Here is a 26367-nt window from a genome sequence, read left to right as displayed (position 1 = left end):
GTCCAGCACCCGGGTGAACGGTTCGTGCCAGTGCAGCCGCCCGGCCTGTTCGGCCCAGAACGCGTCACGATCGGCCGCCGCCCGCTCATAGAGCGCGGCGTCGGCGTTCGCCTGCGCGGCGAACTCCGCGGTCGGCGGGTAGGCGGTGATGGTGCCGCCGTCATCGGTGGTTGCGCTGGTCACGCGAGATCTCCTAACGAAAGAGCAAGGGGGACGGGGTATGCCGGGCGACGATCAGTGCACCACCGCCTTCTCCGCCCCCACGCCGGTGAGCGAGCGAACCTCCATCTCCGCCGCCTTGGCCGGATCCTCGGACCTGCCGCCGACGAAGGTTCCGAGCACGCCGAGCAGGAACGCCAACGGGATGGACACGATGCCCGGGTTGGACAGCGGGAACCAGTCGAAGTCCATGCCGGGCAGCATGGCGGTCTTGGTGCCGGAAACCGCGGGCGAGAACACGATCAGCACGATCGTCGAGATCAGGCCGCCGTACATGCTCCACAGCGCGCCGGTGGTGTTGAACCGCCGCCAGAACAGCGAGTACAGGATGGTCGGCAGGTTCGCCGACGCCGCGACCGCGAACGCCAGCGCCACCAGGAAGGCGACGTTCTGCCCGTTGGCGAGGATGCCCAGGGCGATGGCCAGCACGCCGATCACCACCGCGGTGATCCGGGAGACTCGGACCTGTTCGCGCTCACCGGCTTTGCCGCGCTTGATGACATTGGCGTAGATGTCGTGGGCGAACGACGCCGACGCGGTGATGGTCAGCCCCGCGACCACCGCCAGGATGGTGGCGAAGGCGACCGCGGAGATCACGCCGAGCAGCACCACGCCGCCGAGTTCGAAGGCCAGCAGCGGCGCCGCCGAATTCTGCCCGCCCGCGGCCGCCAGGATCCGGTCCGGCCCGACGATCGCCGCCGCGCCGTAGCCCAGCACCAGGGTGAACAGGTAGAACGCGCCGATCAGGCCGATCGCCCAGACCACCGAGCGCCGCGCTTCTTTGGCGGTGGGCACGGTGTAGAAGCGCATCAGCACGTGCGGCAGGCCCGCGGTGCCGAGCACCAGCGCAAGACCGAGGGACAGGAAGTTGAGCTTCGAAGTCTCACTGCCGCCGTACTGCGCCCCGGGGGCGAGGACGTCACGCGCCGCGACGGCCTTGTTCGACGATTCGGAGACGGCTTCCTGCGCGGAGCCGAGAATGTCGGAGACGTTGAAACCGAACTTGGCGAACACCATGACGGTCATCAGCGCCGCGCCCACGATCAGCAGCACGGCCTTGATGATCTGTACCCACGTGGTGCCCTTCATGCCGCCGACCAGCACGTACACGATCATCAGCACGCCGACGACGGCGATCACGACGGACTGTCCGGTCTTGTCGGAGATGTCCAGCAGCAACGCGACGAGTCCGCCCGCGCCCGCCATCTGCGCGAGCAGGTAGAACAGCGACACGGTGAGCGTGGACAGGGCGGCGGCGGTGCGCACCGGGCCTTCCTTCAGCCGGAAGCTCAGCACGTCGGCCATGGTGAATTTGCCGGTGTTGCGGAGCATCTCGGCGACCAGCAGCAGCGCGACCAGCCAGGCGACGAGGAATCCGATGGAGTAGAGGAATCCGTCGTAGCCATAGACCGCGATCGCACCCGCGATGCCGAGGAAGCTCGCGGCGGAAAGATAGTCGCCCGCGATGGCGACGCCGTTCTGCGGGCCGGAGAAGCCGCGCCCCCCGGTGAAATAGTCGGCGGCGGTGGCGTTGTTCCGGCTGGCCCGGATCACCACGATCATGGTGAACACGACGAAGACGCCGAAGATGGCGATATTGGCGACCGGATTGCCGACTGTCGCGGCGGCGGCGTAGGTGTGCACGGTGTTCACGCTCGTTCTCCCTCGAGGTAGCCGCGGATCTTCGCCGCGCGCGGATCCAGTTCCCGGTTGGCGAACCGGACGTAGAGCGCGGTGATGGCGAAGGTGGAGACGAATTGACCGAGGCCGAGCAGCAATCCGACGTTGACGTTGCCGAACACCGGACGACTCATGAAGTCGTGGGCGTAGGCGCCGAGCAGGACGTAACCGAGGTACCAGAGCAGGAACAACGCGGTCATCGGAAACACGAAGCGGCGCAACCGCGTTCGCAGTTCCTGGAATTGGGGGCTGGCCTGGACTTCGGCGAATTCTGCTGCGCTCGGCGCTCGCCGCGGGGCGGTGTCGTCGAGTTCGGTACTGGTCATGATGGTCCTACCAAGTGACGTGGCTTACTTCTCGAGGACGGTAAGCCAGACCCGCGGGACGCCAGTAGGCTGTGGCGTGGGTCACTCCGTGAAGGTGTCCTAATCTGCGGTGAGCGGTCGATACCGCGCGACGAACGGTCGGGCGGCAGTGCGGTGGGCGGTCAGTCCGAGCGCAGACTGCGCTCGCGATCGGCGCCCATGCCCAGACGCTCGGGTGCGTGCATCCGGACGAAGATCCGGCTCACCGTTCTGGTCTCCAGCCCCCGGGTGACCGAGCTGACCAGCACCATGGTGGCGAACGCCAGGGGCACGCTGATCGCCGCCGGATAGCCGAGCAGCGCCGCGGGCCAGCCGCCCGCCACGTCGTCGGAGAATCCGCCGGTCACCGAGACGGCGGTGGCGGTGCCCGCGGCGAGCCCGCCCGCGATCAGACCGGCCGCCGCGCCCGTCGCGGTCAGCCCGCGCCACCAGATGCCGAGCACCAGCAGCGGGCACAGCGTGGAGGCGGCCACCGCGAAGGCCAGGCCGACGGTGCGGGACAGATCCAGCGACACCACCGTCAGCGACAGCGCCAGCGGCACCGAGCCCGCGACCAGGGCCGCGGTGCGGAAGTCCCGGATCCGCCCGCGCAGCATGTCGGTACTGAGCACGCCCGCGATGCTCACCAGCAGTCCGGACGAGGTCGACAGGAACGCGGCGATCGCGCCCGCGGCGGCCAGCGCCGCGAGCAACTGGCCAGGCAGTCCCGCCACCACCGATCCGGGCAGCAGCACCACCGCCGCATCGGAGGTCCCGGTGATCAGTAGCTGCGGCACGTACAGCCGGGCGAACGCGCCCAGCAGGACGGGGAACAGGTAGAACAGCCCGACCAGGCCGATCACCGCGAGCGCGGTCGCGCGCGCGGCCCGCCCGTCCGGGTTGGTGTAGAAACGCACCAGCACGTGCGGCAGACCCATGGTGCCGAGGAAGGTCGCGAGGATCAGCGAATAGACCTGGTAGGTCGGATGCGGTCCGCCCAAGCCGCCGCCGGGCGCCAGCCAGCCCGCGCCGTCGGCCGGTGCGCCCGCCACCACCGGCACCGCCGCCCCCGCCTCGAGCACCAACCGCGTTCCCGCGGCCAGCTCGTGCGCGCCGGGTGCCAGCGGCACCGGGCCGTCGACCGCGTGCTCGTCCAGGGTCCCGGTGATCGAGACCCGCTGCGGCGCGCTGACCCGCACCACCACGTCGGTGGTCACGTCGACGGTCGTGCGTTCGGTCACCACCGGCGGGGCGGGCGCGCCCAGTTCGCGCTCGTCGGCCAGGAAGTGCCCGAGCAGCACCAGCGCGGGCAGCGCCACCGCGGTCAGTTTCAACCAGTACTGGAACGCCTGGACCAGCGTGATCGAGCGCATCCCGCCGCCGACCACGTTGGCGATCACGATCGCGCCCACCGCCACCGCCCCCACCCAGTCCGGAACACCGAGCAGGATGTGCAGCGTCAATCCGGCCCCTTGGAACTGCGGGATGAGATACACCGCGCAGATGAGCACCACGACGGTGGCCGCGAGCCTGCGCAAACGCAATGAGCCGAGCCGGAATTCGGCGAAGTCGGGCACCGTGTACGCGCCGGAGCGGCGCAGCGGTGCGGCGACGAACAACAGCAGCGCCAGATATCCGGCGGTGAATCCCACCGGGTACCACAGCGCGTCGGCGCCGTACTTCGCGATCAACCCGGCCACGCCGAGGAACGAGGCGGCCGAAAGGTATTCGCCGGAAATCGCGGCGGCGTTCCAGCGCGGGCCCACGCTGCGCGAAGCGACGAGGAAATCCGAGGTGGTGCGGGCCAGACGCACGCCGTACGCGCCGATCGCGACCGTCGCCAGCGCCGCGAGCATCAGCGCAGCCACCGTCAGCGCCGGGGCCGTGCCCGGCATCATGGCCTGCCTCCGGGCGGGCCGGATGGATCGGTGCGGCACGCCGCGCCGCCATCTCGACCGGTGAGTGAACGGAGCGGTTCGGTGTGCGATGCGGTCCGTGTGGGTGTCGTGCCCGGCGTCGGGGTGCGTTTTTGGGCGGGTTGGCTGAATCCGCGGGGTACCTGGGTCCTGGTGAAGTTTCGGCCGGGGGGTGAACGGAGCGGTTCGGTGTGCGATGCGCCCCAGGTCGCCGGTGCGGTTGACGCGTCCGCTGGGGATCGTGACGGTCTCCGGGTCCACCGGCTCCCGGTGGATGGCATGGACTCGCCGGTAGGGCGCGGATCGGCACGGGCCACGTGGGGGCGGGCGAAGCGGGTCGCCCGCACCTCGGCGGAGGTTCGGGTCGGGCGCTTCATCAGATCTCGGCCGGTGGGTGAAGGGAACGGTTCGGCGTGCGATGCGGGCCCTCTGGCCGGTGTGGGCGAGGCGCCCCCATCCGGGCAAGCTCGCCCCGCTCGCGGGAGCCACCGGTTCCGGCCGGGCACTCGGGATGTCCGCGCGCCGATCGGAGGGTGTGGATGGTGACGGGCCACGTGCGGGTGGGCGGAACCGGGCGTCCGTGCCGCGGGAGGAGTTCGGGCCGGGCGCACTGTCAGTCCTCGGCCAGTTCGAGGAAATCCTGTTCGTTGCGTTCGGCCAAGCGCACATACGTGCGGCCGATCAGGAACAGCAACGGGTATACCGCACCGCCGAGCAGCAGCCACGGCAAACGGATGCCCAGCACCGTCATCGATCCGATCGAGCCGGTGCGGAACAGCACCGGCAGCGCGCACAGCAGCGCGATCGTCACCAAGCCCACGCGCAGCGCGAGTCCGAGTTGCGCGCGGATGAGGCCGCCGATGAGCGCCTCGCCGAACTCGGTCTGCTCGGCGACTTCCACTCGCGTGCGCACCCGCCGTGCGCCTCGTCGCTCGGAGAGCACGACGCGGCTGCGCGCCGGGCGCTGCGGCGCGGTCACTGATTGCCCCAGTGTTGCCGCGGTCGGTGCACCAGCCGCTGTTTCAGTTCGCGCACCTGTCGTCGGCTCACCGGCAGTTCGACCGCTCGCGCGTCGCCCTCGGCGCGCAGGCACACCACGGTGCCGGAACCCACCGTGCGTAGCCCGGTGACCAGTCGCAGCGCCACCAGATACGAGCGGTGCACACGCAAGAAGCCCGCGTCCTGCCAGCGTGCTTCCAACGCCGACAACGGGATCCGTACCAGATGCGACCCGGCGCTCGTGTGCAGCCGCGCGTAATCACCGTCGGCTTCGACCCAGCTCACGCTCGATCTCGGCACCAGCGTCGTCACCCCGCCCAGCTCCACCGGAATGACCTCGCTCGCAGCGGCGCGCGCGTCGGCGGCCGGCTGGTGTGGCGTGCTGCGGGCCGCCGCGATCCGCCGCACCGCCTCCGCGAGCCGGGCCTCGCGCAGCGGCTTCAGCAGGTAGTCCACCGCGCCGAGGTCGAACGCGGCGATCGCCCGGTCATCGTGCGCGGTCACGAAGACCACGGCGGGCGGATTGGCGAACTCCGACAGGATGCCCGCCAGTTCCATACCGTCCAGGCCGGGCATGTTGATGTCCAGGAAGACCGCGTCGACCGGATGGGCGCGCAGCACCCGTAGCGCGCTGGTGGCGTCGCCCGCCGCGTGGATGTCCCCGATCTCGGTCCGCGCGCGTAGCAGATACACCAGCTCGTCCAGAGCGGGTTTCTCGTCGTCCACGGCGAGCACGCGCAGCGCGCCCGCCGGCTTGCCGGTAACGCGGGTCACAATCGCACCATCGTAAAGCTCCCCTGCCGGGCGGCCGATCGGGTGTCGTCGGCGGGACGCGCGCTGCTGCGGGGCGTCGCGCATGCCGGGGTCATGGCCGGATGCCCGCGCGGAATTTGGGGACGCGCAAGCTGACCTTCGTGCCCGCGCCGGGGGCGGTTTCCACGACCAAGCCGTAGTCGTCGCCGAAGGCCGCGCGCAATCGGTCGTCGACGTTGGCCAGGCCGACATGCGCGGACTCTCCCGACCCGGCGGGGCCCGTCCCGGCGTCGACGGCGTCCAGCGCGCCGGAGCGCAGGAGGTCCGGGTCCATGCCGACGCCGTCGTCCTCGACGCTGATCACGCAGTCGGTGCCCGCGTCGGTGGCGACGATGCTGACGGTCCCGCCGTGGGCGGTGCCTGCCAGCCCGTGCCGCACCGCGTTCTCCACCAGCGGCTGCAGCGCCAGGAAGGGCAGGACCACGCCGAGCACCTCGGGCGCGATCCGCAGCCGGACCTGCAGCGCGTCGCCGAAACGGGCGCGTTCCAGCGCGAGGTACCGCTCGATGTTGCGCAACTCGTCCGACAGCACCGTGAATTCGCCCGCGGCGCGGAAGGAGTAGCGGGTGAAGTCGGCGAACTCGAGGATCAGCTCCCTGGCGCGCGCCGGGTCGGTGCGGACGAACGAGGCGATGGTGTTGAGCGCGTTGTAGATGAAATGCGGGCTGATCTGCGCCCGCAGCGCACGCACCTCGGCGCGGTCCAGCCGGGCCCGCGACGCGTCCAGTTCGGCCAGTTCGAGCTGTCCGCAGGCATACCGGGCCACTTCGGCGACCGCGCCGAGCCGACCCGGTCCCGGCTGTCCGGTGCTCACCACGCCCAGGACCCCGGCCACGCCGTTGGATTCGATCAGCAGCGGTTGCGCGATCAGGGTGCGTCCCGCGTGTTCGCCCCGGCCCGGTCCGGCGACGAGCACCGGACGCTCGCCCGCGACGGCGCGCTCGGCGGCTTCGCCGAAGTATTCGGCCAGTTCGGCGTGCGGCCCGTCCCAGGCCAGCAGGGCGCCGTCGGGACCGGCCAGCGCGAGCGCCTCGGCCCCGGTGAGTGCTCGCAGGTGCTGGGCCGCTTCCCGGGCGGACTGCTCGGTGAGCCCGCGCCGTAGCGGCACCGCCGCGAGCGACGCGATGTGCAGCGCCGAATGCACCGCCCGCTCGGCGGGGGTGGTCACCACTCTGCGGGTGCGCGACCAGATCAGCAGGGCACCGGCGATCAGTGCCGCCGTGGCCGCGAGGGCGAGCGCGGTGGTCATGGCGGGCAGCGGCGCGGGGTCTTCATGGGCTGATTATCCGACCTGATCGGTTGCTGGGCGGTGGCGGCCGGGTAGCGCGAAGACGGCGTGCGGTCGAGCGCGGGGGTGTGCGACAAACGATCGCCATGGCGGCCGCACGAACCGGCCGGTTCGAGTCGAGCGCGGACCGCGCCGCCGCCGGGCGAGGGCGCGGTCCGGCCTGGGGGAGTCTCAGCCCTGGTACGGAGGCACCGTGAACTCGACGGTGCCCGGGTCGGGGAAGTGCGCCGCGCCGATGGTGACGGTCGCGGTGAACTGGCCGATGCCGGGCGCGAACAGCGTGGAGTGACTGCTGTTGCCCCAGTAGCCGGGGCCTTGGGCGACCACCTGGAAGGTGCCTTCCTGGCCGGTGCCGACGTTGTGCCAGTTCAGCGTGATCGGCAGCGTGCACGGCCCGGTGCCGACCAGCGTCGCGCCCACGGTGAACGCCGCCTGGTTGGGATAGGCGTTGCCGTTGACCGACATCTGCACCTGACCCACGCACGGCCCCTGAGCCAGGGTGTACACGGTGGCGAACGCGGCGGGGGCGGCCGTCGCGGGCGCGGCCGTCGCGACCAGTGCCGCCATCGCGGTGAGGGGGACGGTCAACAGCGCTGTCGTCGAATACATCGACACCTCCACGATTTCGGGAAAACAATCCTGCCTGTCGTGCTCGTCCGTCCCCGGAAGCGCTCGGCAGCGTCGCGGGGAGGGAAGCAGAGAGTACCGCCGTGTCACGGCCCTCGGCCGGTGGTTTCGGCATTCCCGCGCAGTCCCGACACTCGCGGAAATCGGCCGCTCACACGGCGAGTCGCCAGGACGCGCCGGTGACCATCCTCACCGACACGCCGAGCCTCCCCGGGAAGCCAGCGCGCCGGTCCGAAGCAGTCGGTGGGCCCGCCTAGAATCGGTCCAGCCAACCCCCGTCGAGACCTTGGGAGGAAGGACCGTCTTGGCCGCCTCGTCCGGATCGTTCGTCCATCTGCACAACCACACCGAGTACTCCATGCTCGATGGTGCGGCCAAGATCTCGCCACTGTTCACCGAGGCGAAACGGCTGGGGATGAACGCGGTCGGGATGACCGACCACGGCAACATGTACGGCGCCTCGGAGTTCTACAACTCGGCCAAGAAGCACGACATCAAGCCGATCATCGGCATCGAGGCCTACATCGCGCCCGCCTCCCGGTTCGACACCAAGCGTGTGCAGTGGGGCGATCCCAGCCAGAAGGGCGACGACGTCTCCGGCTCCGGCGCCTACACCCACATGACCATGGTCGCCGAGAACGCGACCGGCCTGCGCAATCTGTTCAAGCTCTCCTCACTGGCCTCGATCGAGGGCCAGCTCGGCAAGTGGGCGCGCATGGACGCGGAGATCATCGCCCAGTACGCCGAGGGGATCATCGCGACGACCGGCTGCCCTTCCGGCGAGGTGCAGACCCGCCTGCGCCTCGGGCACGAGCGTGAGGCGCTGGAGGCCGCGGCCAAGTGGCAGGAGATCTTCGGCAAGGACAACTTCTTCCTCGAGGTCATGGACCACGGCCTGTCCATCGAGCGCCGGGTCCGCGAGGGACTGCTGAACGTCGGCAAGCAGCTGGGCATCCCGGCGCTGGCCACGAACGACTGCCACTACGTCACCAAGGATCAGTCCGCCAACCACGAGGCGCTGCTGTGCGTGCAGACCGGCAAGACGCTCTCGGACCCCACGCGGTTCAAGTTCGACGGTGATGGCTACTACCTGAAGTCCGCCGAGGAGATGCGCGCGCTGTGGGACGCCGAGGTGCCCGGCGCGTGCGACAACACGGTGCTGATCGGCGAACGGGTCCAGTCCTACGACGACGTGTGGGCCTTCAAGGACCGCATGCCGATCTTCCCGGTGCCCGAGGGCGAGGACCAGGATTCCTGGTTGCGCAAGGAGGTCGACCGCGGCCTGGCGCGCCGGTTCCCGGGCGGCGTGCCGGAGGAGTACTACACCCGCGCCTACTTCGAGCTCGACGTCATCAAGCAGAAGGGCTTCCCCGCCTACTTCCTCGTCGTCGGCGACCTGGTGAAGCACGCGCGGGAAGTCGGCATCCGGGTGGGCCCCGGCCGTGGCTCGGCGGCCGGTTCGCTGGTCGCCTACGCGCTCGGCATCACCAATATCGACCCGCTGCCGCACGGCCTGCTGTTCGAGCGGTTCCTCAACCCGGAGCGCCCGTCCGCGCCCGATATCGATATCGACTTCGACGATCGCCGCCGCGGTGAGATGGTCCGCTACGCCACCGAGAAGTGGGGTACCGACCGGGTTGCCCAGGTGATCACGTTCGGCACGATTAAAACCAAGGCCGCGATCAAGGACTCCGCGCGCGTCCAGTTCGGCCAGCCCGGCTTCGCCATCGCCGACCAGATCTCCAAGGCGCTGCCGCCGCCGATCATGGCCAAGGACATCCCGCTGTCGGGCATCATGGACCCCGATCACGAGCGGTACAAGGAAGCCGCCGAGGTCCGCGAGCTCATCGGCAGCAACCCGGACGTGGCCAAGATCTACGAGACCGCGCGCGGCCTCGAGGGCCTGATCCGCAATGCGGGTGTGCACGCCTGCGCGGTGATCATGTCCTCCGAGCCGTTGATGGACGCCATCCCGGTGTGGAAGCGGCCCCAGGACGGGGCGATCATCACCGGGTGGGACTACCCGTCCTGCGAGGCCATAGGCCTGCTGAAGATGGACTTCCTCGGCCTGCGCAACCTCACCGTCATCGGTGACGCGCTGGACAACATCAAGGCCAACCGCGGCATCGACCTGGACATGGACAACCTGCCGCTGGACGATCCCGCCACCTACGAATTGCTCTCGCGCGGTGACACCCTCGGCGTCTTCCAGCTCGACGGCGGCCCCATGCGCGACCTCCTGCGCCGCATGCAGCCCACCGGCTTCAACGACATCGTCGCCGTGCTCGCGCTGTACCGGCCCGGCCCGATGGGCATGAACGCGCACAACGACTACGCCGACCGCAAGAACGGGCGGCAGCCGATCAAGCCGATCCACCCCGAACTGGAGGAGCCGCTCGAGGACATCCTCGCCGAGACCTACGGCCTGATCGTCTACCAAGAGCAGATCATGTTCATCGCGCAGAAGGTCGCCTCCTACTCGATGGGCAAGGCCGACGCGCTGCGCAAGGCCATGGGTAAGAAGAAGCTCGAAGTGCTCGAGGCCGAGTACAAGGGCTTCCACGAGGGCATGACCGCGAACGGATTCTCCGAGGCCGCGGTGAAGGCGTTGTGGGACACCATTCTTCCGTTCGCCGGTTACGCGTTCAACAAGTCGCACGCCGCCGGCTATGGGCTGGTCTCGTTCTGGACCGCCTATCTCAAGGCCAACTATCCGGCCGAGTACATGGCGGGCCTGCTCACCTCCGTCGGCGACGACAAGGACAAGGCCGCGGTCTACCTGTCGGACTGCCGCCGCCTCGGCATCACCGTGCTTCCGCCGGACGTCAACGAATCCGAGCAGAACTTCGCCTCCGTCGGCAAGGACATCCGCTTCGGTCTCGGCGCGGTGCGCAACGTCGGCGCGAACGTCGTGGCCTCGATCATCCAGGCGCGCAAGGAGAAGTCGAAGTTCACCGACTTCTCCGACTACCTGAACAAGATCGACGCGATCGCCGCGAGCAAGAAGGTCACCGAATCGCTCATCAAGGCAGGCGGTTTCGACTCGCTCGGACATCCGCGCAAGGGTCTGATGCTGATCCACTCCGACGCCATCGATGCCGTGATGGCCACCAAGAAGGCCGAGGCGATGGGTCAATTCGACCTGTTCGGCGGCTTGGACGCGGACGAGTCGGTGACTTCGGTGTTCAACGTGAAGGTGCCCGACGAGGAGTGGGAGTCCAAGCACCGCCTCGCGCTGGAGCGGGAGATGCTCGGCCTGTATGTGTCCGGACATCCGCTCAACGGCGTCGAGCACGTCCTCGCGGCGCAGGCCGACACGCAGATTCCCGCCATCCTGGAAGGCGATATCAAGGACGGCACGCAGGTCACCGTCGGCGGCATCCTCGCCTCGGTGAACCGGCGCATCAACAAGAACGGCCTGGCCTGGGCCTCGGCCCAGCTGGAAGACCTCACCGGTGGCATCGAGGTGCTGTTCTTCCCGCAGGCGTACTCCGTGTACGGAATGGATGTCGTCGAGGACGCCGTCGTGCTGGTCAAAGCGCGCGTCTCGGTCCGCGACGACCGGATCTCGCTGATCGCCAACGATCTCGCCGTACCCGACCTGTCCGCGGTCGGCGTGGCCAAGCCGCTCGCGGTCACGGTCACCACCCGCATGTGCACCCCGGACAAGATCGGTGAGCTCAAGCGGGTCTTGTCCAGGCACCCCGGCACGTCGGACGTCCATATCCGGCACGTCGGCGCACGCGACAAGACCACGCTGCTGAAACTCGACGAACGTCTGCGCGTCTCACCGTCCTCGGCGCTGATGGGCGACCTCAAGGCGTTGCTCGGCCCGGGCTGCCTGGCCGGCTGATCGGCGGATTCCGCACAGTCGGGTTCGGGCTGTCCGGCGGTTGTGTGACCCGCAGTGATGCCGGCCCGGTCGCCGGCCACTCGCGCCGTCGTCGGGCGGCGTGGGGCCGGTGCGACCGACCCGCCGGCCACGGTGTCGCCGCAATCCGAAAGCAACAGTGTCGGCGCATCCGCCGATGCGCCGACACGACGGACCCCGGCGGATCCGGCCCGGCCTCGCTCAGACGCCAGGTATCGCCGATCGGCCGCGTGCCGGTCGCACGCGCTTCGCCGCGGCGTGCGGACGGAACGGCGCCCGTCAGGGCGAATGGTCACCGCTCCCGCGGTGAGCGATCACCGTTGAGCGGCAAGGCAAGCTCGTCGAGCGGCGCGGGCCTCGGCGACGAACAGTTCTGGTTGTTCCCACGCGGCGAAATGGCCACCGCGCGCGGGCTGTCCCCAATGCACGATGTTGGTGAAGCGCTCGGCTGCCCAGCGCTGGGACGGGCGGGGCACCTCGGCGGGGAACACGCTGCCGGCCGTCGGCACTGTGATCTGGTCGCCGACCGCGGTGGTGAACCACTCGGTGACTTCGTCGATGCTCTCCCAGTACAGGCGAGTGGAGGAAGCGCCGGTCGCGGTCACCCAGTAGAGCGTGACGTTGTCCAATACCCGGTCGCGGTCCAAGACGGTGTCGAGGTCGTCTTCGTGGTCGCTCCAGGTCCAGACCTTTTCCATGATCCACGCGCACAGCGCGGCCGGTGAGTCCAGTAACCCATAACCCAGAGTTTGCGGGCGCGTGGCGTGGACCGCCGAGTAGGCGGATCCGGTGCGGGTGCGCTCCTCGAGATCGCTGAGTGCCCGCCGTTCGGCCTCGGTGAGGTGCGCTTCGGTGCGCTCAGGTGCGGCCAGCGGTGGGATGAGATGCAGGCCGAGCAACCTATGCGGTTGCTGCGACGCGATGCTGGTGGAGATGCTGCTACCCCAGTCGCTGCCTGCGGCTACGAACTTCTCGTAGCCGAGCCGGGTCATCAACTCGACCCAGGCACGTGCGATGCGGTGGATACCCCAGCCCGGCTCGGTCGGGCGACCGCTGAAACCGTAGCCAGGCAGGGACGGCGCGACGACGTGGAACGCGTCGGCCGGATCGCCGCCGTACGACGCCGGATCAGTGAGCGGCCCGAGGACTTGCTCGAACTCCAGGAACGAGCCGGGCCAGCCATGAGTGAGGACGAGGGGGACGGCTTCCGGATACGGAGAACGGACGTGGAGCGCATGCATCGGCACGCTGTCGATCTCGGTGAGAATCTGCGGAATCCGGTTCAGTCGCGCTTCGGTGGCCGACCAATCGTATTCCTCGGCCCAGTACCGGCACAGCTCTCGCAGATACGACAGCGGCACACCTTGGGACCAGTCCGTGACCGGCTCACGCTCCGGCCACCGGGTGCGACGGAGCCGTTCGCGTAGGTCACGCAGATCAGCCTCGGGGATATCGATCCGGTAGGGACGAACGCGGTCGGTCATCGTTGTTCTCTCTGCTCTGCCGGTTGAACGGTTTCCACCAGTTGGCGCGCCAGGACCAGGTAACGGAGTTCGATCCCGACGCCTCCGGTGCGGGGTATCCGCATCCGTCCGGCAGCGGTCCAATCCTGGATGCCTTCACGGTACTTCCGAACGTCGGTGTAGCCGACCGCCTCCAGCTCGGTGGCCACGTGCTCGGCGAAAGCGGACGGTCCGATGACGTCGGCCATTCGCGCGGAGCCCGGACCGGTCCACACGTAGTTCGGCGTCCGAAACGGACCGGCACGTGGGCCGTTTCGGACCGATCGGCGACGGCGCTATCTCGCTTCGGCCAGTGCCGGGGCGGGCGCGTCGGCCGACGCTCGCGCCGCCTCCTTGCGATGCAGAGCGTGGCTGCCTGCGACGACGGCGAGGGCGGCCACGCCGAGGATCACGCCGATCCACGCGGTCGCCGGGTAGCCGAGGCCCGCGCCGATGGCCAGGCCGCCGAGCCAGGGACCTGCGGTGATGCCGACGTTGAACGAGGAGATGTTGGTGGCTCCCGCCAGGGTGGGCGCGTCGCCCGCGAGGGTGAAGACGCGGCTGTTCAGGGTCGGGTTGATGCCGAAGCCGAACGCGCCCAACAGGAACGACAGCAGCACGACCGGCACGGCGTGTTCCATCGTGAGGGCCAGCAGCGCGGAAGTGAGCACACCGCCGGTGATGCCGACGTACAGGCTTGTCAGCGGGTGATTGTCGGCGGTACGCCCGCCGAGGACGATGCCGAAGAACGCGCCGAGTCCATAGACGCCGAGTACCGCCGGAATCCAGGCGTCCGCCATGCCGGTGGTGCGGGACAGCAGAGCCCCGAGATAGGCGAAGGTGACCATCAGCGCGGCGATGGACAGCGCGGTGGTGGCGTAGGACAGCCACAGCGCGGGACGCATCATGGTCCGCAGTTCGGTGCGCAGGCGCAGCGGCGCGTCGGTCCGTCCGCCGGGGATCTTCGCCAGCACGCCGATCCCGGCCGCCGCCGACAACAGCGCGACCGCCCAGAACGCCGCTCGCCAGCCCAGCTGCTGCCCGATCACGGTGCCCGCCGGGAGCCCGATGATGATGGCCAAAGTTAGCCCGCCCGCGACGATGCTCATCGCCTTGCCGCGCGCGGTGGCCGGAACGAGGCCGATCGCCGTCGTCGCGGCCACCGCCCAGAAACCGGCGTAGACGAACGCGCCCACCACCCGGGTCGCGAACAGCACCCAGTAGTCCGAGGTGAGCGCCCCGATGACGTGGGTGCCGACAAACACCGCGAGGAAGGCCAGCAGGGCGGTGCGCCGCGACCAGCGCAGCGTGGCCACCGCCAGCACCGGCGCGCCCACCAGCATGCCCAGCGCGAAGCCCGAGATGAGCAGGCCCGCGTGCTGCACCGAGACGCCCAGGTCCGCGGCCATCTCGGTGAGCAGGCCCGCGAGCATCAGCTCCGAGGTGCCCTGGGCGAAGATCGACAGCCCCAGGACATAGATCGCCACGGGCATCGGCACCTCCTTGTTTTGTACTGATCTATCTAAAATGAGGGCGTGGCAAGGCCGTCGCCGAATGTGCGGAAGTCTCAGAGTGCGTCGAGCGCTGTGGTCGCGATGGCGGCCAGGGTCTCGCGGTCGGCGCCGCCGCGTACGGCCACCCGCATGCCCCCGATCGTGGCGATCACGAAGTGCGCCAAAGCGGCCGGGTTCTTGTCCGGCGCGATCTCGCCCGCGCGCCTGGCCGTCTCGAACACGTCCGTCAGCACGGCGAGTCGTCGCTGGTGATCGGCGGCGAGAACGGCGGCCAGTTCGGCGTCGCGCGGGGCCAGTTCGATCGTCGAGTTGACCACCAGGCAGCCCGGCGGTTCCTCGTCCGGGGCCTCGACGATCTGCCACAGCAGGGCGCGGATCTTGGCGCGCACCTCCGTCTCACGGTCGAGCAGGTCGAACGTCGCGGCGTTCTTCGTCGTCATGTAGCGGCGCAGTGCGCGGCCGAACAGGTCGCGCTTGCTGGTGAAGGTGTTGTAGATGCTGCTGCGGCCGAGGCCGGTCGCGGCGCAGAGGTCCTCGGTGGAGGTGGCCTCGTACCCCGCGCGCCAGAACGCGTGCATCGCCGCGTCCACCGCGCGGTCCTCGTCGAACGATCTGGGTCGTGGCATGGGTGCACGCTAACACAGTTTTGAACAGATCGTTCCAATATTGTGGCGGACAGCTCGCGACCTGCGGTGTTCGAAAGCACAAGCCACTGTTAAGCATCCGATAGGCGGGGGCGCGGACAGTTCTGGAGCAAGTCGTCCACTCCAGGAAACGAGGAACATCATGCAAGCCATCCTGCGCACCCTGCGCCTGCTCGTACTCGGCGTCACGCTGTTCGTCCCCGCGTTCGCCGTCGCGACGGTCGGGGCGGGCGCGGCGAACGCGGGCTCGGTCTACGAGATCGAGTTCGCGCCAGGAAGCGACCACACGTCGGTCGACGGAGCGGTCGTGCGCGGCGACGCCGACACCTTCGCCTTCGAGGCGCGGGCCGGGCAGACCTTGACCCTCGACCTCACCTCCGTCGAGGGCAACGCGCGGTTCACCACGAGCGGCCCGGACGGACGTGTGCTGTGCGCGGAGGAGACCTGGAGCCGGATCACGTTGCCCAAGAGCGGCTACTACACCATCTCGGTGGAGCCGAGCCGTGGCAACGCGAGCTACACCTTGTCGGTGCGCATCGTCTGATCGTCAGGGCGACACCGCGACGCCGAGCGTCTGGGCGACCAGGAAGCGGGGAGCGTGCTCCCCGTAGAACGACTCGGCGTCGCGCATCTCGAAACCGGCGTCTGTCACCAGGCCGCGGATGTCGCGGTTGAGATGGCAGCCGCCGAACAGTCGTTTCTGCACCGGGTTCAGCCGGTTCTGCCACACCCGCACCTTCTCGTCCGGCGCTCGTCCGTGTTCGACGAAGTGCAGGGTGCCGCCGGGGACGAGTACCCGGCGCACCTCGGCGAGCGCGGCGGCGATGTCGGGGATGGTGCACATCGTCCAGGTCGACAAGGCGCAGTCGAAGGTGTCGTCCGCGAAGGGCAGTGCCTGCCCGTCCAGCCCGGCCCGCTCGACCGGCACGGTGGCGGCGGAGAGGCGGCCGCTCGCCAGCCGCCAGCCGAGGTCGGCGGGCTCGACCGCGCACACCTGCTCGACCGCCGCCGGGTAGAACGGCACATTCAATCCGGAACCGAAACCGATTTCCACGACCCGCCCGTGCAGTCCAGCGCACGCCCGCTCACGTAACGGCTTCAAGTCCTGCAACCCGCAGGCAAGGTCGACGATCCGGGGGACCACGTGCTCCGCATAGACGCCCACCTCTCCACTCTCGCAGCCACGGCCGGTTCAGACCAGGGCCCGACGACCATTCGCCAGGGGGATTTCTGCGCTCGGCCGGTCACGCCCTCGACCGCGGACGTCTTGACGTCACGCTGGCGGGAGCGCACGTGCGCCGGCAGCGGCAGCATCCACGGGTGCCTGCGGAAGAGGCGCTACTTCGGGATCTCGGCGAGCACCAGCTCCCGCGATCCTCGTCAGAGCGCTTCCCGGCCGGGAAGTGGCGGTAGAGCCTGGCGGTGGCGACGCCGAGCGCACTGGCCGGGCGGTGCATGGTGAGGCCGTCGATCCCGTCGCGGCCGGCCGGCTCCACCGCCGCGCGGGTGATGCCGACGGTGGTCGGCCCCGTGGGACGAGCGGCACCGCGTACGGGAATGCAGCGGGCGCGCGGCAGCACTGTCGGTCGCAGATCTGGTCGCGCGCGGACCACGCCCACCGGCCGGTTGCCGCGCATCAGGGGGGCCGCTGCATCGAGGCCGGTGTCCGTATCCGGCGGGCCGGGCGTGCCCGTGCGATGCTGGCGCGGTGACTAGGTTCGAGGTGTGGGCGCCGCGGCCGGCGGTGGTGCGACTGGATCTGGAGGGTGTCGTCCACTCGATGAGGCGGTCGCCGGACGGGTGGTGGCGCGCCGACGTGCCCGCCGCGGACGGTGCCGGATACGGCTTCCTGCTCGACGACGACCCGACCGTCCTGCCCGATCCCCGCTCCCCGCGCCAGCCCGACGGAGTACACGCACGCTCGGCCCTGCACACCCTGGATCCGGCGGGGTGGACCGACGCGCACTGGACCGGGCGACCGCAGGCGGGGGCGGTCTACTACGAGCTGCACATCGGAACGTTCACTCCCGAAGGCACCTTCGACGCCGCGATCGAACGGCTCGACCATCTGGTCGGGCTGGGCGTCACCGTGGTCGAAGTGATGCCGGTGAACGCCTTCGACGGCACCCACAACTGGGGCTACGACGGCGTGCTCTGGTACGCGGTGCAGGAGAGCTACGGCGGGCCCGACGGCTTACAGCGGTTCGTGAACGCCTGCCATCTACGCGGGCTGGCGGTCTGCCTGGACGTGGTCTACAACCATCTCGGCCCGTCCGGCAACTACCTGCCGCGCTTCGCGCCCTACCTCACCGAGGGCCGCAACACCTGGGGCCAGAGCCTCAACCTGGACGGCCCGCAGTCCGATCATGTGCGCGCCCACATCCTCGGCAGCGCGCTGCGCTGGTTGCGCGATTTCCACATCGACGCCTTGCGCCTGGACGCGGTGCACGCTCTCGTGGACCGCACCGCCACACATCTGCTGGCCGAACTGTCGGTCGCCGTCGAGCGGCTCGCCACCCACGTGCGCAGGCCGCTGACACTGGTCGCGGAGAGCGACCTGAACGATCCGAAGCTGATCACCCCGCGCGCGGCCGGTGGCTACGGCCTCACCGCCCAGTGGAACGACGACCTGCACCACGCCGTGCACACCGCCGTCTCCGGCGAACGACAGGGCTACTACGCCGACTTCGGCTCGCTGCGCTGCCTGGCCCGCACGCTGAAGCACGGCTTCTTCCACGCCGCAACGTATTCCAGTTTCCGCGGGCGCACGCACGGCCGCCCGATCGATCGAAGCCTGATCCCGGGCAGCGCGCTGCTGGCCTACACCTGCAATCACGACCAGATCGGCAACCGGGCGCTCGGCGACCGCCCGAGCGTCTACCTGGCCGACGGGCAGCTCGCGATCAAAGCCGCCCTCGTGCTGTGCGGGCCGTTCACGCCGATGCTGTTCATGGGGGAGGAGTGGGGGGCGCGCACGCCGTTCCAGTTCTTCACCTCGCACACCGATCCAGAGGTCGCCGCCGCCACCGCATCCGGGCGCAAGAAGGAGTTCGCCGCCCACGGCTGGCCCGCGGGCGAGGTGCCGGATCCGCAGGAGGTGAAGACGTTCCTGCGCTCCAAGCTCGACTGGACCGAAGCCGACGAACCGGAGCACGCCCGGCTGCTGTCCTGCTATCGAGCCCTGCTCGCCCTGCGCCGCGACCGGGCGGAGCTCAGTGACCCCTGGCTGACCCACGTTTCGGTGGACTACGACGAGGCCGCCCGCTGGATCGTCGTGCGCCGGGGCACGCTGGCCCTGGTGTGCAACCTCGGCGAGGACCAGGTGGCGGTGCCGATCGCGGGCATCCCGCTGTTGTCCTGGGAGTCGCCGACGATCGGCCCTTCCGCCACAACCGTTCCCGGCCACTCCTTCACCCTCCTGGAAACCGCGCCGCCCGGCCCGCGCTGAGGGCGTGGAACCCCAGCTCGCGGCGGGCTTTCGGGCGGTTGCCCGGTAACGGGCGTACAACTGTCCGAGACAGGTACTTTGCCGGAATCGTCCCCTGCCATTACCGTGGAGAGATGAGCAACGTCGCTTCCGGGGACCTTGCGGTTCTTCCCCCGGGGATGGGTGGCAGCGCCGCCGCCGAATTCGCACCGTTCGTGCGCGCTTTCGCACGGGCGTTCGGCACTCGCCGGGGTGCGGGCGCGGCGTTCACGCTGCACCGGCACGGAGAGCCGCTGGTGGACATCTGGGTCGGCTCCGGCGGTGACGCTCCGTGGACCAGGGACACCGGCACGATCATCTTCTCGGCCACCAAGGGAATCGCCGCCACCGTCGTGCATCGGCTCGCCGATCGCGGGTTGCTCGACTACTCCGCCCCGGTCGCGGAGTACTGGCCGGAGTTCGGCGCCAACGGCAAGCGCAAGATCACCGTTCGTCATCTGCTCACCCACCGGGCCGGACTGTCCGCGCTGGCCCCCATCGCCACCGGCGGCCTGGCCGACGTACTGGATCACGAACTCATGGAGCAGCGCCTGGCGGCGGCGAAGCCCGACCGCCTGCTCGGGGTTCCCACCTACCACGCGCTCACCTTCGGCTGGCTGGTCGGCGGCCTGACTCGCTCGATCACCGGCACCGGCCTGGGGGAACTGATCCGCACCGAGGTCGCCGAGCCGCTCGGCATCGAGGGCCTGCACCTGGGCAAGCCGCCCGCGGGCGCGCCGACCACCTACGCCCCGCTGGCGGGCACCCAGCTCAGCGCGCTCGGAAAACCTTTGGGCGCGGCGGTTCTCGGCCGCAGTCACCGGATCCCCGGCGCGCTCGGCGCCGCCACCCGCTGCCTGTTCCTGCCAGGTCTGGAAGCCATTCTGGAAGGCGTGAGCCCGCCGATCCTGGACACCGAACTCGGCGCGGGCAACGGTGTGGCCACCGCCCCCGCGCTGGCCACGATGTACGGCGCGCTCGCGGGCGACGGCACCGTGGCCGACCGCAGGTACCTCGGTCGCCACACCATGAAGGCCCTGCGCCGCATCGAGACCTACCAGCCCGATCGCGCGCTGTTCTACCTGCCGATGATGTGGCGCCTCGGCTACCACTCCCTGCCGATGCCGGGCGCGCACGCCGGGTTCGGGCACATCGGCCTGGGCGGCTCCTTCGGCTGGGCCGAACCACGGCTGGGCCTGTCGGTCGGTTTCGTGCACAACCGGCTCTCCGCCGCCCAGCTGAGCTACGACCAGTCCGCCGCGTTCTGGCTGCTGCCGCTCATGCTGAACTGCCTGCGCTCGTCCCGCCGCCGGATCCCGGCCACGGAGACGCCCAAGGCGGCCTGAGCTCCCCGCGTGCCCGAGGGGGCTCGAGGCATCCGGTACACCGGTGGTGTGACGGCCGAGGTGGCGTGAGGTACCCGATACGCCGGTGGCGGGATGGCTGAAGTGGCCGCTACCGGGGGCGTGAGGCATCCGGTACCGGCGGCGTGACGTTCGAGAGGGCAGACGCGCCCGGTGTCGGCGGCGTAGACACCGACACGGCCTGACGCGCCGGATTCCGGGTCAGGTCAGGTATCGGTAGGCCGGGGAATCGGGCTCGAGGCGCTCGCACTGGATCGGAGAATGCCGCATACGCTCCAGCAGCGGCGCCAGCCCGTCCGGCGCGCCGAGCTCGATGCCGACCAGCGCCGCGCCCGTCTCCCGGTTGTTGCGCTTGACGTACTCGAACAGGGTGATGTCGTCGTCCGGGCCGAGCACCTCGTTGAGGAAACGGCGCAGCGCACCGGGTTCCTGCGGGAAATCCACCAGGAAATAGTGCTTGAGGCCGCGGTGCACGAGCGAGCGCTCGATGATCTCGCCGTAGCGGGACACGTCGTTGTTGCCGCCGGAGACCAGGCACACCACCGTCGAGCCCGGGTCCACGGTGATCTCCGCCAGCGCGGTGGTGGTGAGTGCGCCCGCGGGCTCGGCGATGATGCCCTCGTTCTGGTACAGGTCGAGCATGGTCGTGCAGATCGCGCCCTCGTCGACCTGCATCATCTGGAAAGCTCCCGCGCCCCTTGGGGATTCGGTGATGGTGAGCAACGGCAGCGAGGCGTGCGAGACCACCCGCCCGCCGAAACCGGACACCGCGGCATACGGCACGGCGCCGACCCGGCGCACCGCGGCGCCGTCCACGAACGGATCGATCTCCGGCAGCGTGACCGGACCGCCCGCCACCAGCGCCGCGGTCATCGAGGCCGCGCCCGCGGGCTCCACGCCGAGGATGGCGGTCTGCGGCGAGCGCGCCCGCAGGTAGGTGCCGATCCCGGCCAGGCAACCGCCCCCGCCCACCGGCACGATCACCAGGTCGGGCGTGCTGGGCAGCTGTTCCAGGATCTCCGCGGCGATGGTGCCCTGACCGGCCGCGGTGCGCGTGTCGTCGAACGGCGGCACCATGGTGGCGCCGGTGCGTTCCACGTCGGCGGCGGCGGCCGCGGCGGCGGCGTCGTAGGTCTCGCCGACCGCGATCAGCTCGACGAACTCGCCGCCGTGCACCCGGATGCGGTCCCGCTTCTGCTTCGGCGTCGTGGTCGGCACGTAGATGCGGCCTTTGATCCCCATCGCCTGGCAGGCGAAGGCGACGCCTTGGGCGTGATTGCCCGCGCTGGCCGCGACCACGCCCGCGGCGCGCTCGTCCTCGGTCAGCTGGACCACCAGGTTGTAGGCGCCGCGCAGTTTGTAGGAGCGCACCGGGCTGAGGTCTTCGCGCTTCAGATAGACGTTCGCCCCGGTCAGCTGGGACAGACGCTCGCTGCGCTGTAGCGGGGTCGGATCGATGACGTCGGCAATTCGCTTGTGAGCAGCGTCGATCTCGTCCGCGGTGAGCGCGGGACGAGAAGTGGACAATGCGTCGAGGACATCAAGCGGATCGGACACCCGAATCATGGTGCCACCCGCCGCCGCGGTGACCTGCGGCGGGTGGCGGCGACACGCAGGCTACCTGCGCAGGAGCTACCTGGGCGTGAGGACGAAGACGGGGATCTGACGGTCGGTCTTGGTCTGGTAGTTCGCGTAGTCGGGCCACACCTCGACCGCGCGTTCCCACCACTGCGCCTTCTCCTCGCCGAAGACCTCGCGCGCGGTGTAGTCCTTGTTGACCGCGCCGTCGCGCAGCTCCACATGGGGTTCGGCCTTGATGTTGTAGTACCAGACGGGGTGCTTCGGCGCGCCGCCCAACGAGGCGACTACGGCGTACTCGCCGTTGTGCTCCACTCGCATCAGCGGCGTCTTGCGCAGCTTGCCGCTCTTCGCGCCTTTGGTGGTGAGCAGGATGATGGGCTTGCCTTGCAAGGTCGCGCCCTCGGTGCCGCCGGAGTTCTCGTACTTCTCGGCTTGCTCGCGGGCCCAGTCGGATGTGCTCGGTTCGTATTCACCTGTCAATGGCATGTCTGCGGCAACGCCGCAGCGATTCGCTGTGTTCCCTGCGACAAAAGTTCGCTGGCCCGAACTTCTGATTCCGACTACCCTGAGGAGATGGCGGTCGTTCACTCCTCGGCGCGCGGCACCACGATCGACATCGCGGGCTCCGCGTGGCCGGCCTACAAGCTCGACGCACTGGTCGTCGGGCTGGTGACCTGCCTGGTCCTCGTCCTGATCACGGGCTCGTTGCAGATCGCGGTCCTCGTCGCGGCGGCGCTCGGCGCGGCCCGATGGCTGATCGGCATGGCGTTCGCGGGTCTCGCCGACCGGTCCGGCGGCACGCCGTAAGTCCTCCGCATTAACGCTGCCCCGTCCCACGCGATGAATTCGAGTAGTCGAGTACGCGGGTTTCGGTGGGATACCAGCGGGAGGATCAGCGCATGAAACGCCTGGTTGTATGTTGCGACGGCACCTGGAAGGCCGAATCGAGCAGCACGGTTTCGAATATCGTCAAGATCGCGCAGACGATCCGGTTCGACGCGCCGGGGCCTGCGGGAGAGACGATCCAGCAGTGGGTCACCTATGTTTCCGGTCCGGGCGCGCGCGGCTTCCTCAGCGATCGAATGCTGGGCGGCGCCTTCGGCCTCGGTCTCGAGGCGAACTTGTCGTCCGCCTACTGGCATCTCGCCTTGAACTGGGAGAAGGGCGACGAGATCTACATCTTCGGCTTCAGTCGCGGCGCGTTCACCGCGCGCAGCCTGGCCGGCCTGATCAGTCGCATCGGGATCATGACCCCGGAGGCGATGATCGAGGGCAAGTACCCGGAAGCCCTGGGCATCTACCGGCAGCGTCCGCCGGCGCCCACGCCCGAAGACCCGGACCCGGCGGAGCCGCGGGAGTGGCAGGAGTTCCGCCGCAAGCACTGCCGGAGAGCGAAGATCGATTTCCTCGGCGTGTTCGACACCGTCGGCGCGCTGGGCGTCCCCGGCATCACCTCGCTGCGCCACCGCTTCCACGATGTCAAGCTCTCGCGCCACGTGCACTGCGCCCGCCACGCACTGGCCATCGACGAGCGGCGACGCAACTTCGAACCGTCCGTGTGGGAGGTGCCGGTCGAACCGACCGTGAAGTACCGGCGCGGATTCGAGCGGGTCAAGCAGGTGTGGTTCCCCGGCGTGCACAGCGATATCGGGGGCGGCTACGCCGAGTGCGGTCTGTCCGACGCCACTTTGCAGTGGATGGTCCGCGAGGCGGAGTCGGTCGGTCTGGCCTTCGACCGCGACCGGCTGGCCGCGCTGTCGAAGCGCTGCGACACCGCCGACGGCGATCACATGCGGCTGCACGATTCGCTGAGCATCGGCTACCGCATCCTGAACGTGCTGCGAACCCTGCGCAATCCACGCAGCCCCCGCTTCCACTGGGACTCCTGGCGGCGGATCGCCACGCCCACCGATCAGGGCGTCCGGCTGTCGGCCAGTACGCAGGACGCGCTGGACTACCAGCCCGCGAACCTGCGGCGCTGGCGCGAAGAGCTCGGCGGTGTGATTCCGGAGAAGACCTTCGAGCGGGTCCGCGGCGTGTTCGCGAAGGAACTCGAGCACGTGCCCGTGCCGGCCGACGCGTCCGCGCTCGAGCTCTCAGCGCACCAGTAGGGCGACGGGCAGCCTGCCGAACATCTTCTCCAGCCGCGCCCGGCCCTGGAAGGTGTGCCCGGTCAGCCGATCGGTCCAACTGCCCGCGGGCAGGTCGAGGAACGTGTCGCCCCACCCGGTCTCGGCCAGGCTCACGCTGTGGCGGGTGGCGGCGACGATGACCTCGGGCGGCTCGCCCGTACGGCCGCGTGCGTAGGACACCACCTTGCTCGCGTGGTCACCGGTCGCGAACAGCGGCCGGTAGGCGCCGCCGACGAAGCAGTCGGGACGTTCGCGGCGCAACCACAGCGCATAGGCGACGATCCACATCTTCGCCGCGCCGGTGGTGTCCAGCGCCGGTGTGCCGGTGAGCGATTGCAACATGCCCGCGCGGGCGGCGAAGTCCACCGGCCTGCGGTTGTCCGGGTCGACAAGGGAGTCCTCCCACAGCTCGCAGCCCTGGTAGACGTCCGGGATGCCCGGCCCGCACAGCTGCAGCAGTTTCTGCGCCAGCGCATCGGACCAGGCGTGCGGGGCCAGCTCGTGCACCAGGTCGCCGAGTTCGGAGCCCACCGGACCGTCGATCACGGTGTCCAGCCAGGCGTGCACGGCGGTCTCGAACTCGGCGTCCGGCTCCTCCCAGGAGGTCTTGGTGTTGGCCTCCCGCATCGCCTTCTCGGCGAACGCGTGCAACCGTTCCCGCAGGCCGGGCACCGAGGCGGCGGGCCTGCCGTCCGCGGGCCACACGCCGAACATGTTCTGCAGCAGGAAAAGGGCCGTCGCGCCGTCCGGCGCCGGTGCCGTCTCCAGCCACGAGTCGACGTTGCGCGCCCAGGTCTCCGCGGCCTGCGACAGCACGCCGATGCGGGCGCGCACGTCCTCGCCGCGTTTGGTGTCGTGGGTGGACAGCGTCGTCAGGGTGGCGGGCCACAGCTGCGCGCGCTGGCTCATGGACAGGTGGAACTCGTTGAGCGAGTGACCGAAACGCGCCGGGTTGCCGCCCACCTCCTGCAACGAGACCAGCCGCGCGGCCTGATAGAACATGGTGTCCTCGACCGCCTTCGCGGTCACCGCGCCGCAGACCTGGCTGAAGCGCACGGCCGCGGCCCCGTCGGCGGCCAGTGCCGCGACCAGGACCGCCAGCGGCACGGTGAGCTCGCTGTTGCGCTTCTCCACCTCGGCGATCACCGCGCCCGCCATCCCGGCCAGCGGCGCGTAGTCGGCTCGGTACACCGGCATGAACGCCAGTACCTCGATGGTGGCGTTGGTCAGCGCCATGGTGTCGAAGCTCTCGGCGTTCGCGTCCTGTTTGATCTCGGCCACCAGCCGCCGGATCTCCGGCGCCAGAATGGTCTCCGCGACCGCGCGCTTGATCCGGTGCTCGGTCTCACCGATCCAGGCCCGGTCGCTGCCGTGCCCGGCGACGCGGCGCGAGAGTTCGGTGAGCGCGTGCTCGCCGCGCGGATCGATCAGCACGCCGCCGAAGTCGGCCAGCGCCTCGTAGCCGGTGGTCCCGTCGATCGGCAGGGTCGCGTCCAGCGGCTCCCGATTGGCCAGGATCTTCTCCACCAGCAGCAGCCGGTGCGGGCCGATCAACCTGCGCAGTCGGGTGAGGTACCCGGCGGGATCGGCCAGGCCGTCCGGATGGTCGATCCGCACGCCGTCGATCAGGTCGTGCTCGCACCACGCGGCGAGTTCCCGATGGGTGAGCTCGAAGACCTCGGGGTTCTCCTGCCGGATCGCGGCCAGGCTGCTGACCGCGAAGAACCGCCGGTAGGTGCACAGCCCGGCCTTCCAGCTCACCAGCCGGTAGTGCTGTTTGTCGTGGATGCGCAGGGCGTTGTCGCCGTCGGTGCCCGGCGCGATCGGGAAACGCAGATCGTGCAGGGCGAGCATGGGTTCGGCGCCGGAGCGGTCCACGGTCAACGCGGCCGGGTCGTTCTCGCTCTGCAGCACCGGCAGCGCCAGTCGTCCGCCCGCGCCGTTGCCCGGGCTCCAGTCGATGTCGAAGTAGGGCGCGAACCGCGACTCCTGGCCGTTGCGCAGGACGTCCCACCACCACACGTTCTGCCGCGGATCGGCCACGCCGACGTGGTTGGGCACCAGATCCACGATCAGTCCCATGCCACGGCTGCGCACCTCGTCGGCGAGGGCCTTGAGCCCGGTCGGGCCGCCGAGCGCGGCGGAGACCGTGGTCGGGTCGGTGACGTCGTAGCCGTGCGTCGAACCGTGCGTCGCGGTGAGGATCGGCGACAGGTACAAGTGCGAGATGCCCAGCTGTTGTAGGTATTCCGCGATGGCGCGCGCTTCGGCGAAAGTGAGCGCGTCCGGGCGCAGCTGTAGCCGGTAGGCGCTGCGGATCGTGGTCTGGAGTGCGGGCTTGCGTCGCAGGGATACCGGGTCGGTCAGGTGCATCTCGGTGGAATCGGGTGCGTTCATCGGCATTCGG

Annotated in this window: 22 protein-coding genes; 6 read left to right on the top strand and 16 right to left on the bottom strand. The window is 69.7% G+C overall.

All coding sequences use genetic code 11. The features are described 5' to 3' along the window. From ACWEKR_RS27340 to ACWEKR_RS27305, 8 genes are all read right to left on the bottom strand, one after another. On the bottom strand, window positions 1-183 hold a 183-nt coding region (locus ACWEKR_RS27340), incomplete at its 3' end, for an acetyl-coenzyme A synthetase N-terminal domain-containing protein (RefSeq protein ID WP_452356889.1). 51 nt (window positions 184-234) lie between these two features. Then, entirely contained in the window at window positions 235-1872 is a 1638-nt protein-coding gene (locus ACWEKR_RS27335; RefSeq protein ID WP_281917083.1) for a solute symporter family protein, read from the bottom strand. Further along, the gene (locus ACWEKR_RS27330; RefSeq protein WP_452356888.1) at window positions 1869-2225 is read right to left on the bottom strand and encodes a DUF485 domain-containing protein; all 357 of its coding nucleotides are present in this window, start codon (window positions 2223-2225) and stop codon (window positions 1869-1871) included. Before ACWEKR_RS27330 ends, ACWEKR_RS27335 begins: the two co-directional genes overlap by 4 nt. Before the next feature lie 161 nt (window positions 2226-2386). Beyond that, the gene (locus tag ACWEKR_RS27325; RefSeq protein WP_452356887.1) at window positions 2387-4141 is read right to left on the bottom strand and encodes a sodium/solute symporter; all 1755 of its coding nucleotides are present in this window, start codon (window positions 4139-4141) and stop codon (window positions 2387-2389) included. Between the two features lie 631 nt (window positions 4142-4772). Next, entirely contained in the window at window positions 4773-5138 is a 366-nt protein-coding gene (locus ACWEKR_RS27320) for a hypothetical protein (RefSeq protein ID WP_452356886.1), read from the bottom strand. After that, the gene (locus tag ACWEKR_RS27315; protein WP_452356885.1) at window positions 5135-5932 is read right to left on the bottom strand and encodes a LytR/AlgR family response regulator transcription factor; all 798 of its coding nucleotides are present in this window, start codon (window positions 5930-5932) and stop codon (window positions 5135-5137) included. Before ACWEKR_RS27315 ends, ACWEKR_RS27320 begins: the two co-directional genes overlap by 4 nt. A gap of 91 nt (window positions 5933-6023) precedes the next feature. Further along, window positions 6024-7220, bottom strand: a complete 1197-nt coding sequence (locus tag ACWEKR_RS27310) for a sensor histidine kinase (protein WP_452356884.1) — start codon at window positions 7218-7220, stop codon at window positions 6024-6026. A gap of 210 nt (window positions 7221-7430) precedes the next feature. Then, window positions 7431-7868, bottom strand: a complete 438-nt coding sequence (locus ACWEKR_RS27305; RefSeq protein WP_195087675.1) for a hypothetical protein — start codon at window positions 7866-7868, stop codon at window positions 7431-7433. Between the two features lie 322 nt (window positions 7869-8190). On the opposite strand from ACWEKR_RS27305, the gene dnaE reads away from it, so the two are divergent. Next, window positions 8191-11739, top strand: a complete 3549-nt coding sequence (dnaE, locus tag ACWEKR_RS27300) for a DNA polymerase III subunit alpha (RefSeq protein ID WP_195087677.1) — start codon at window positions 8191-8193, stop codon at window positions 11737-11739. Between the two features lie 332 nt (window positions 11740-12071). Here the strand turns inward: dnaE and ACWEKR_RS27295 are convergent, their stop codons facing one another. The 4 genes from ACWEKR_RS27295 to ACWEKR_RS27280 all read right to left on the bottom strand — a co-directional run bounded on the left by ACWEKR_RS27295 (window position 12072) and on the right by ACWEKR_RS27280 (window position 15399). Beyond that, window positions 12072-13241: an epoxide hydrolase family protein gene (locus ACWEKR_RS27295; protein ID WP_452356883.1), complete on the bottom strand. Its 1170-nt coding sequence runs from the start codon at window positions 13239-13241 to the stop codon at window positions 12072-12074. Next, entirely contained in the window at window positions 13238-13468 is a 231-nt protein-coding gene (locus tag ACWEKR_RS27290) for a hypothetical protein (RefSeq protein ID WP_452356882.1), read from the bottom strand. The genes ACWEKR_RS27295 and ACWEKR_RS27290 overlap by 4 nt, the downstream gene beginning before the upstream one ends. 87 nt (window positions 13469-13555) lie before the next feature. After that, entirely contained in the window at window positions 13556-14752 is a 1197-nt protein-coding gene (locus tag ACWEKR_RS27285; protein ID WP_452356881.1) for a Cmx/CmrA family chloramphenicol efflux MFS transporter, read from the bottom strand. Window positions 14753-14826: 74 nt separating this feature from the next. Beyond that, window positions 14827-15399 (bottom strand): TetR/AcrR family transcriptional regulator, encoded by a 573-nt coding sequence (locus ACWEKR_RS27280; protein ID WP_452356880.1) that lies wholly within the window; start codon window positions 15397-15399, stop codon window positions 14827-14829. Window positions 15400-15559: 160 nt separating this feature from the next. Between ACWEKR_RS27280 and ACWEKR_RS27275 the strand changes: the two genes are divergently transcribed. Continuing rightward, window positions 15560-15961, top strand: a complete 402-nt coding sequence (locus ACWEKR_RS27275; RefSeq protein ID WP_452356879.1) for a PPC domain-containing protein — start codon at window positions 15560-15562, stop codon at window positions 15959-15961. A gap of 3 nt (window positions 15962-15964) precedes the next feature. Here ACWEKR_RS27275 and ACWEKR_RS27270 read toward each other — a convergent pair whose 3' ends face one another. Further along, the gene (locus ACWEKR_RS27270) at window positions 15965-16582 is read right to left on the bottom strand and encodes a methyltransferase domain-containing protein (protein WP_195087691.1); all 618 of its coding nucleotides are present in this window, start codon (window positions 16580-16582) and stop codon (window positions 15965-15967) included. Window positions 16583-17125: 543 nt separating this feature from the next. On the opposite strand from ACWEKR_RS27270, the gene treZ reads away from it, so the two are divergent. Together treZ and ACWEKR_RS27260 are read left to right on the top strand one after the other, a co-directional pair. Then, window positions 17126-18865, top strand: a complete 1740-nt coding sequence (gene treZ / locus ACWEKR_RS27265; RefSeq protein WP_452356878.1) for a malto-oligosyltrehalose trehalohydrolase — start codon at window positions 17126-17128, stop codon at window positions 18863-18865. A 113-nt stretch (window positions 18866-18978) separates the two neighbouring features. After that, window positions 18979-20229, top strand: coding sequence for a serine hydrolase domain-containing protein (locus ACWEKR_RS27260; RefSeq protein ID WP_195087697.1), 1251 nt, complete (start codon window positions 18979-18981; stop codon window positions 20227-20229). Between the two features lie 219 nt (window positions 20230-20448). Here ACWEKR_RS27260 and ilvA read toward each other — a convergent pair whose 3' ends face one another. Both ilvA and ACWEKR_RS27250 read right to left on the bottom strand, forming a co-directional pair. Next, complete coding sequence (ilvA, locus tag ACWEKR_RS27255; RefSeq protein ID WP_452356877.1) at window positions 20449-21813, bottom strand: threonine ammonia-lyase IlvA; 1365 nt, start codon at window positions 21811-21813, stop codon at window positions 20449-20451. Window positions 21814-21879: 66 nt separating this feature from the next. Beyond that, complete coding sequence (locus ACWEKR_RS27250) at window positions 21880-22314, bottom strand: nitroreductase family deazaflavin-dependent oxidoreductase (protein WP_159845969.1); 435 nt, start codon at window positions 22312-22314, stop codon at window positions 21880-21882. 87 nt (window positions 22315-22401) lie between these two features. On the opposite strand from ACWEKR_RS27250, the gene ACWEKR_RS27245 reads away from it, so the two are divergent. Together ACWEKR_RS27245 and ACWEKR_RS27240 are read left to right on the top strand one after the other, a co-directional pair. Beyond that, window positions 22402-22635: a hypothetical protein gene (locus tag ACWEKR_RS27245; protein ID WP_195087701.1), complete on the top strand. Its 234-nt coding sequence runs from the start codon at window positions 22402-22404 to the stop codon at window positions 22633-22635. Between the two features lie 92 nt (window positions 22636-22727). Beyond that, a complete protein-coding gene (locus ACWEKR_RS27240; protein ID WP_452356876.1) occupies window positions 22728-23939 on the top strand; it encodes a DUF2235 domain-containing protein in 1212 nt (403 codons plus the stop codon). On the opposite strand, the gene treY is transcribed toward ACWEKR_RS27240, so the two are convergent. Then, the gene (treY, locus tag ACWEKR_RS27235; RefSeq protein WP_452356893.1) at window positions 23925-26333 is read right to left on the bottom strand and encodes a malto-oligosyltrehalose synthase; all 2409 of its coding nucleotides are present in this window, start codon (window positions 26331-26333) and stop codon (window positions 23925-23927) included. The two genes, ACWEKR_RS27240 and treY, sit on opposite strands and share 15 nt — an antisense overlap. Window positions 26334-26367 lie beyond the last annotated feature (34 nt).

The organism is Nocardia sp. NPDC004573, from assembly GCF_053602135.1.
Note: the sequence above shows the minus strand (reverse complement) of the source record. Positions and strands in the feature narration are given on the sequence as shown.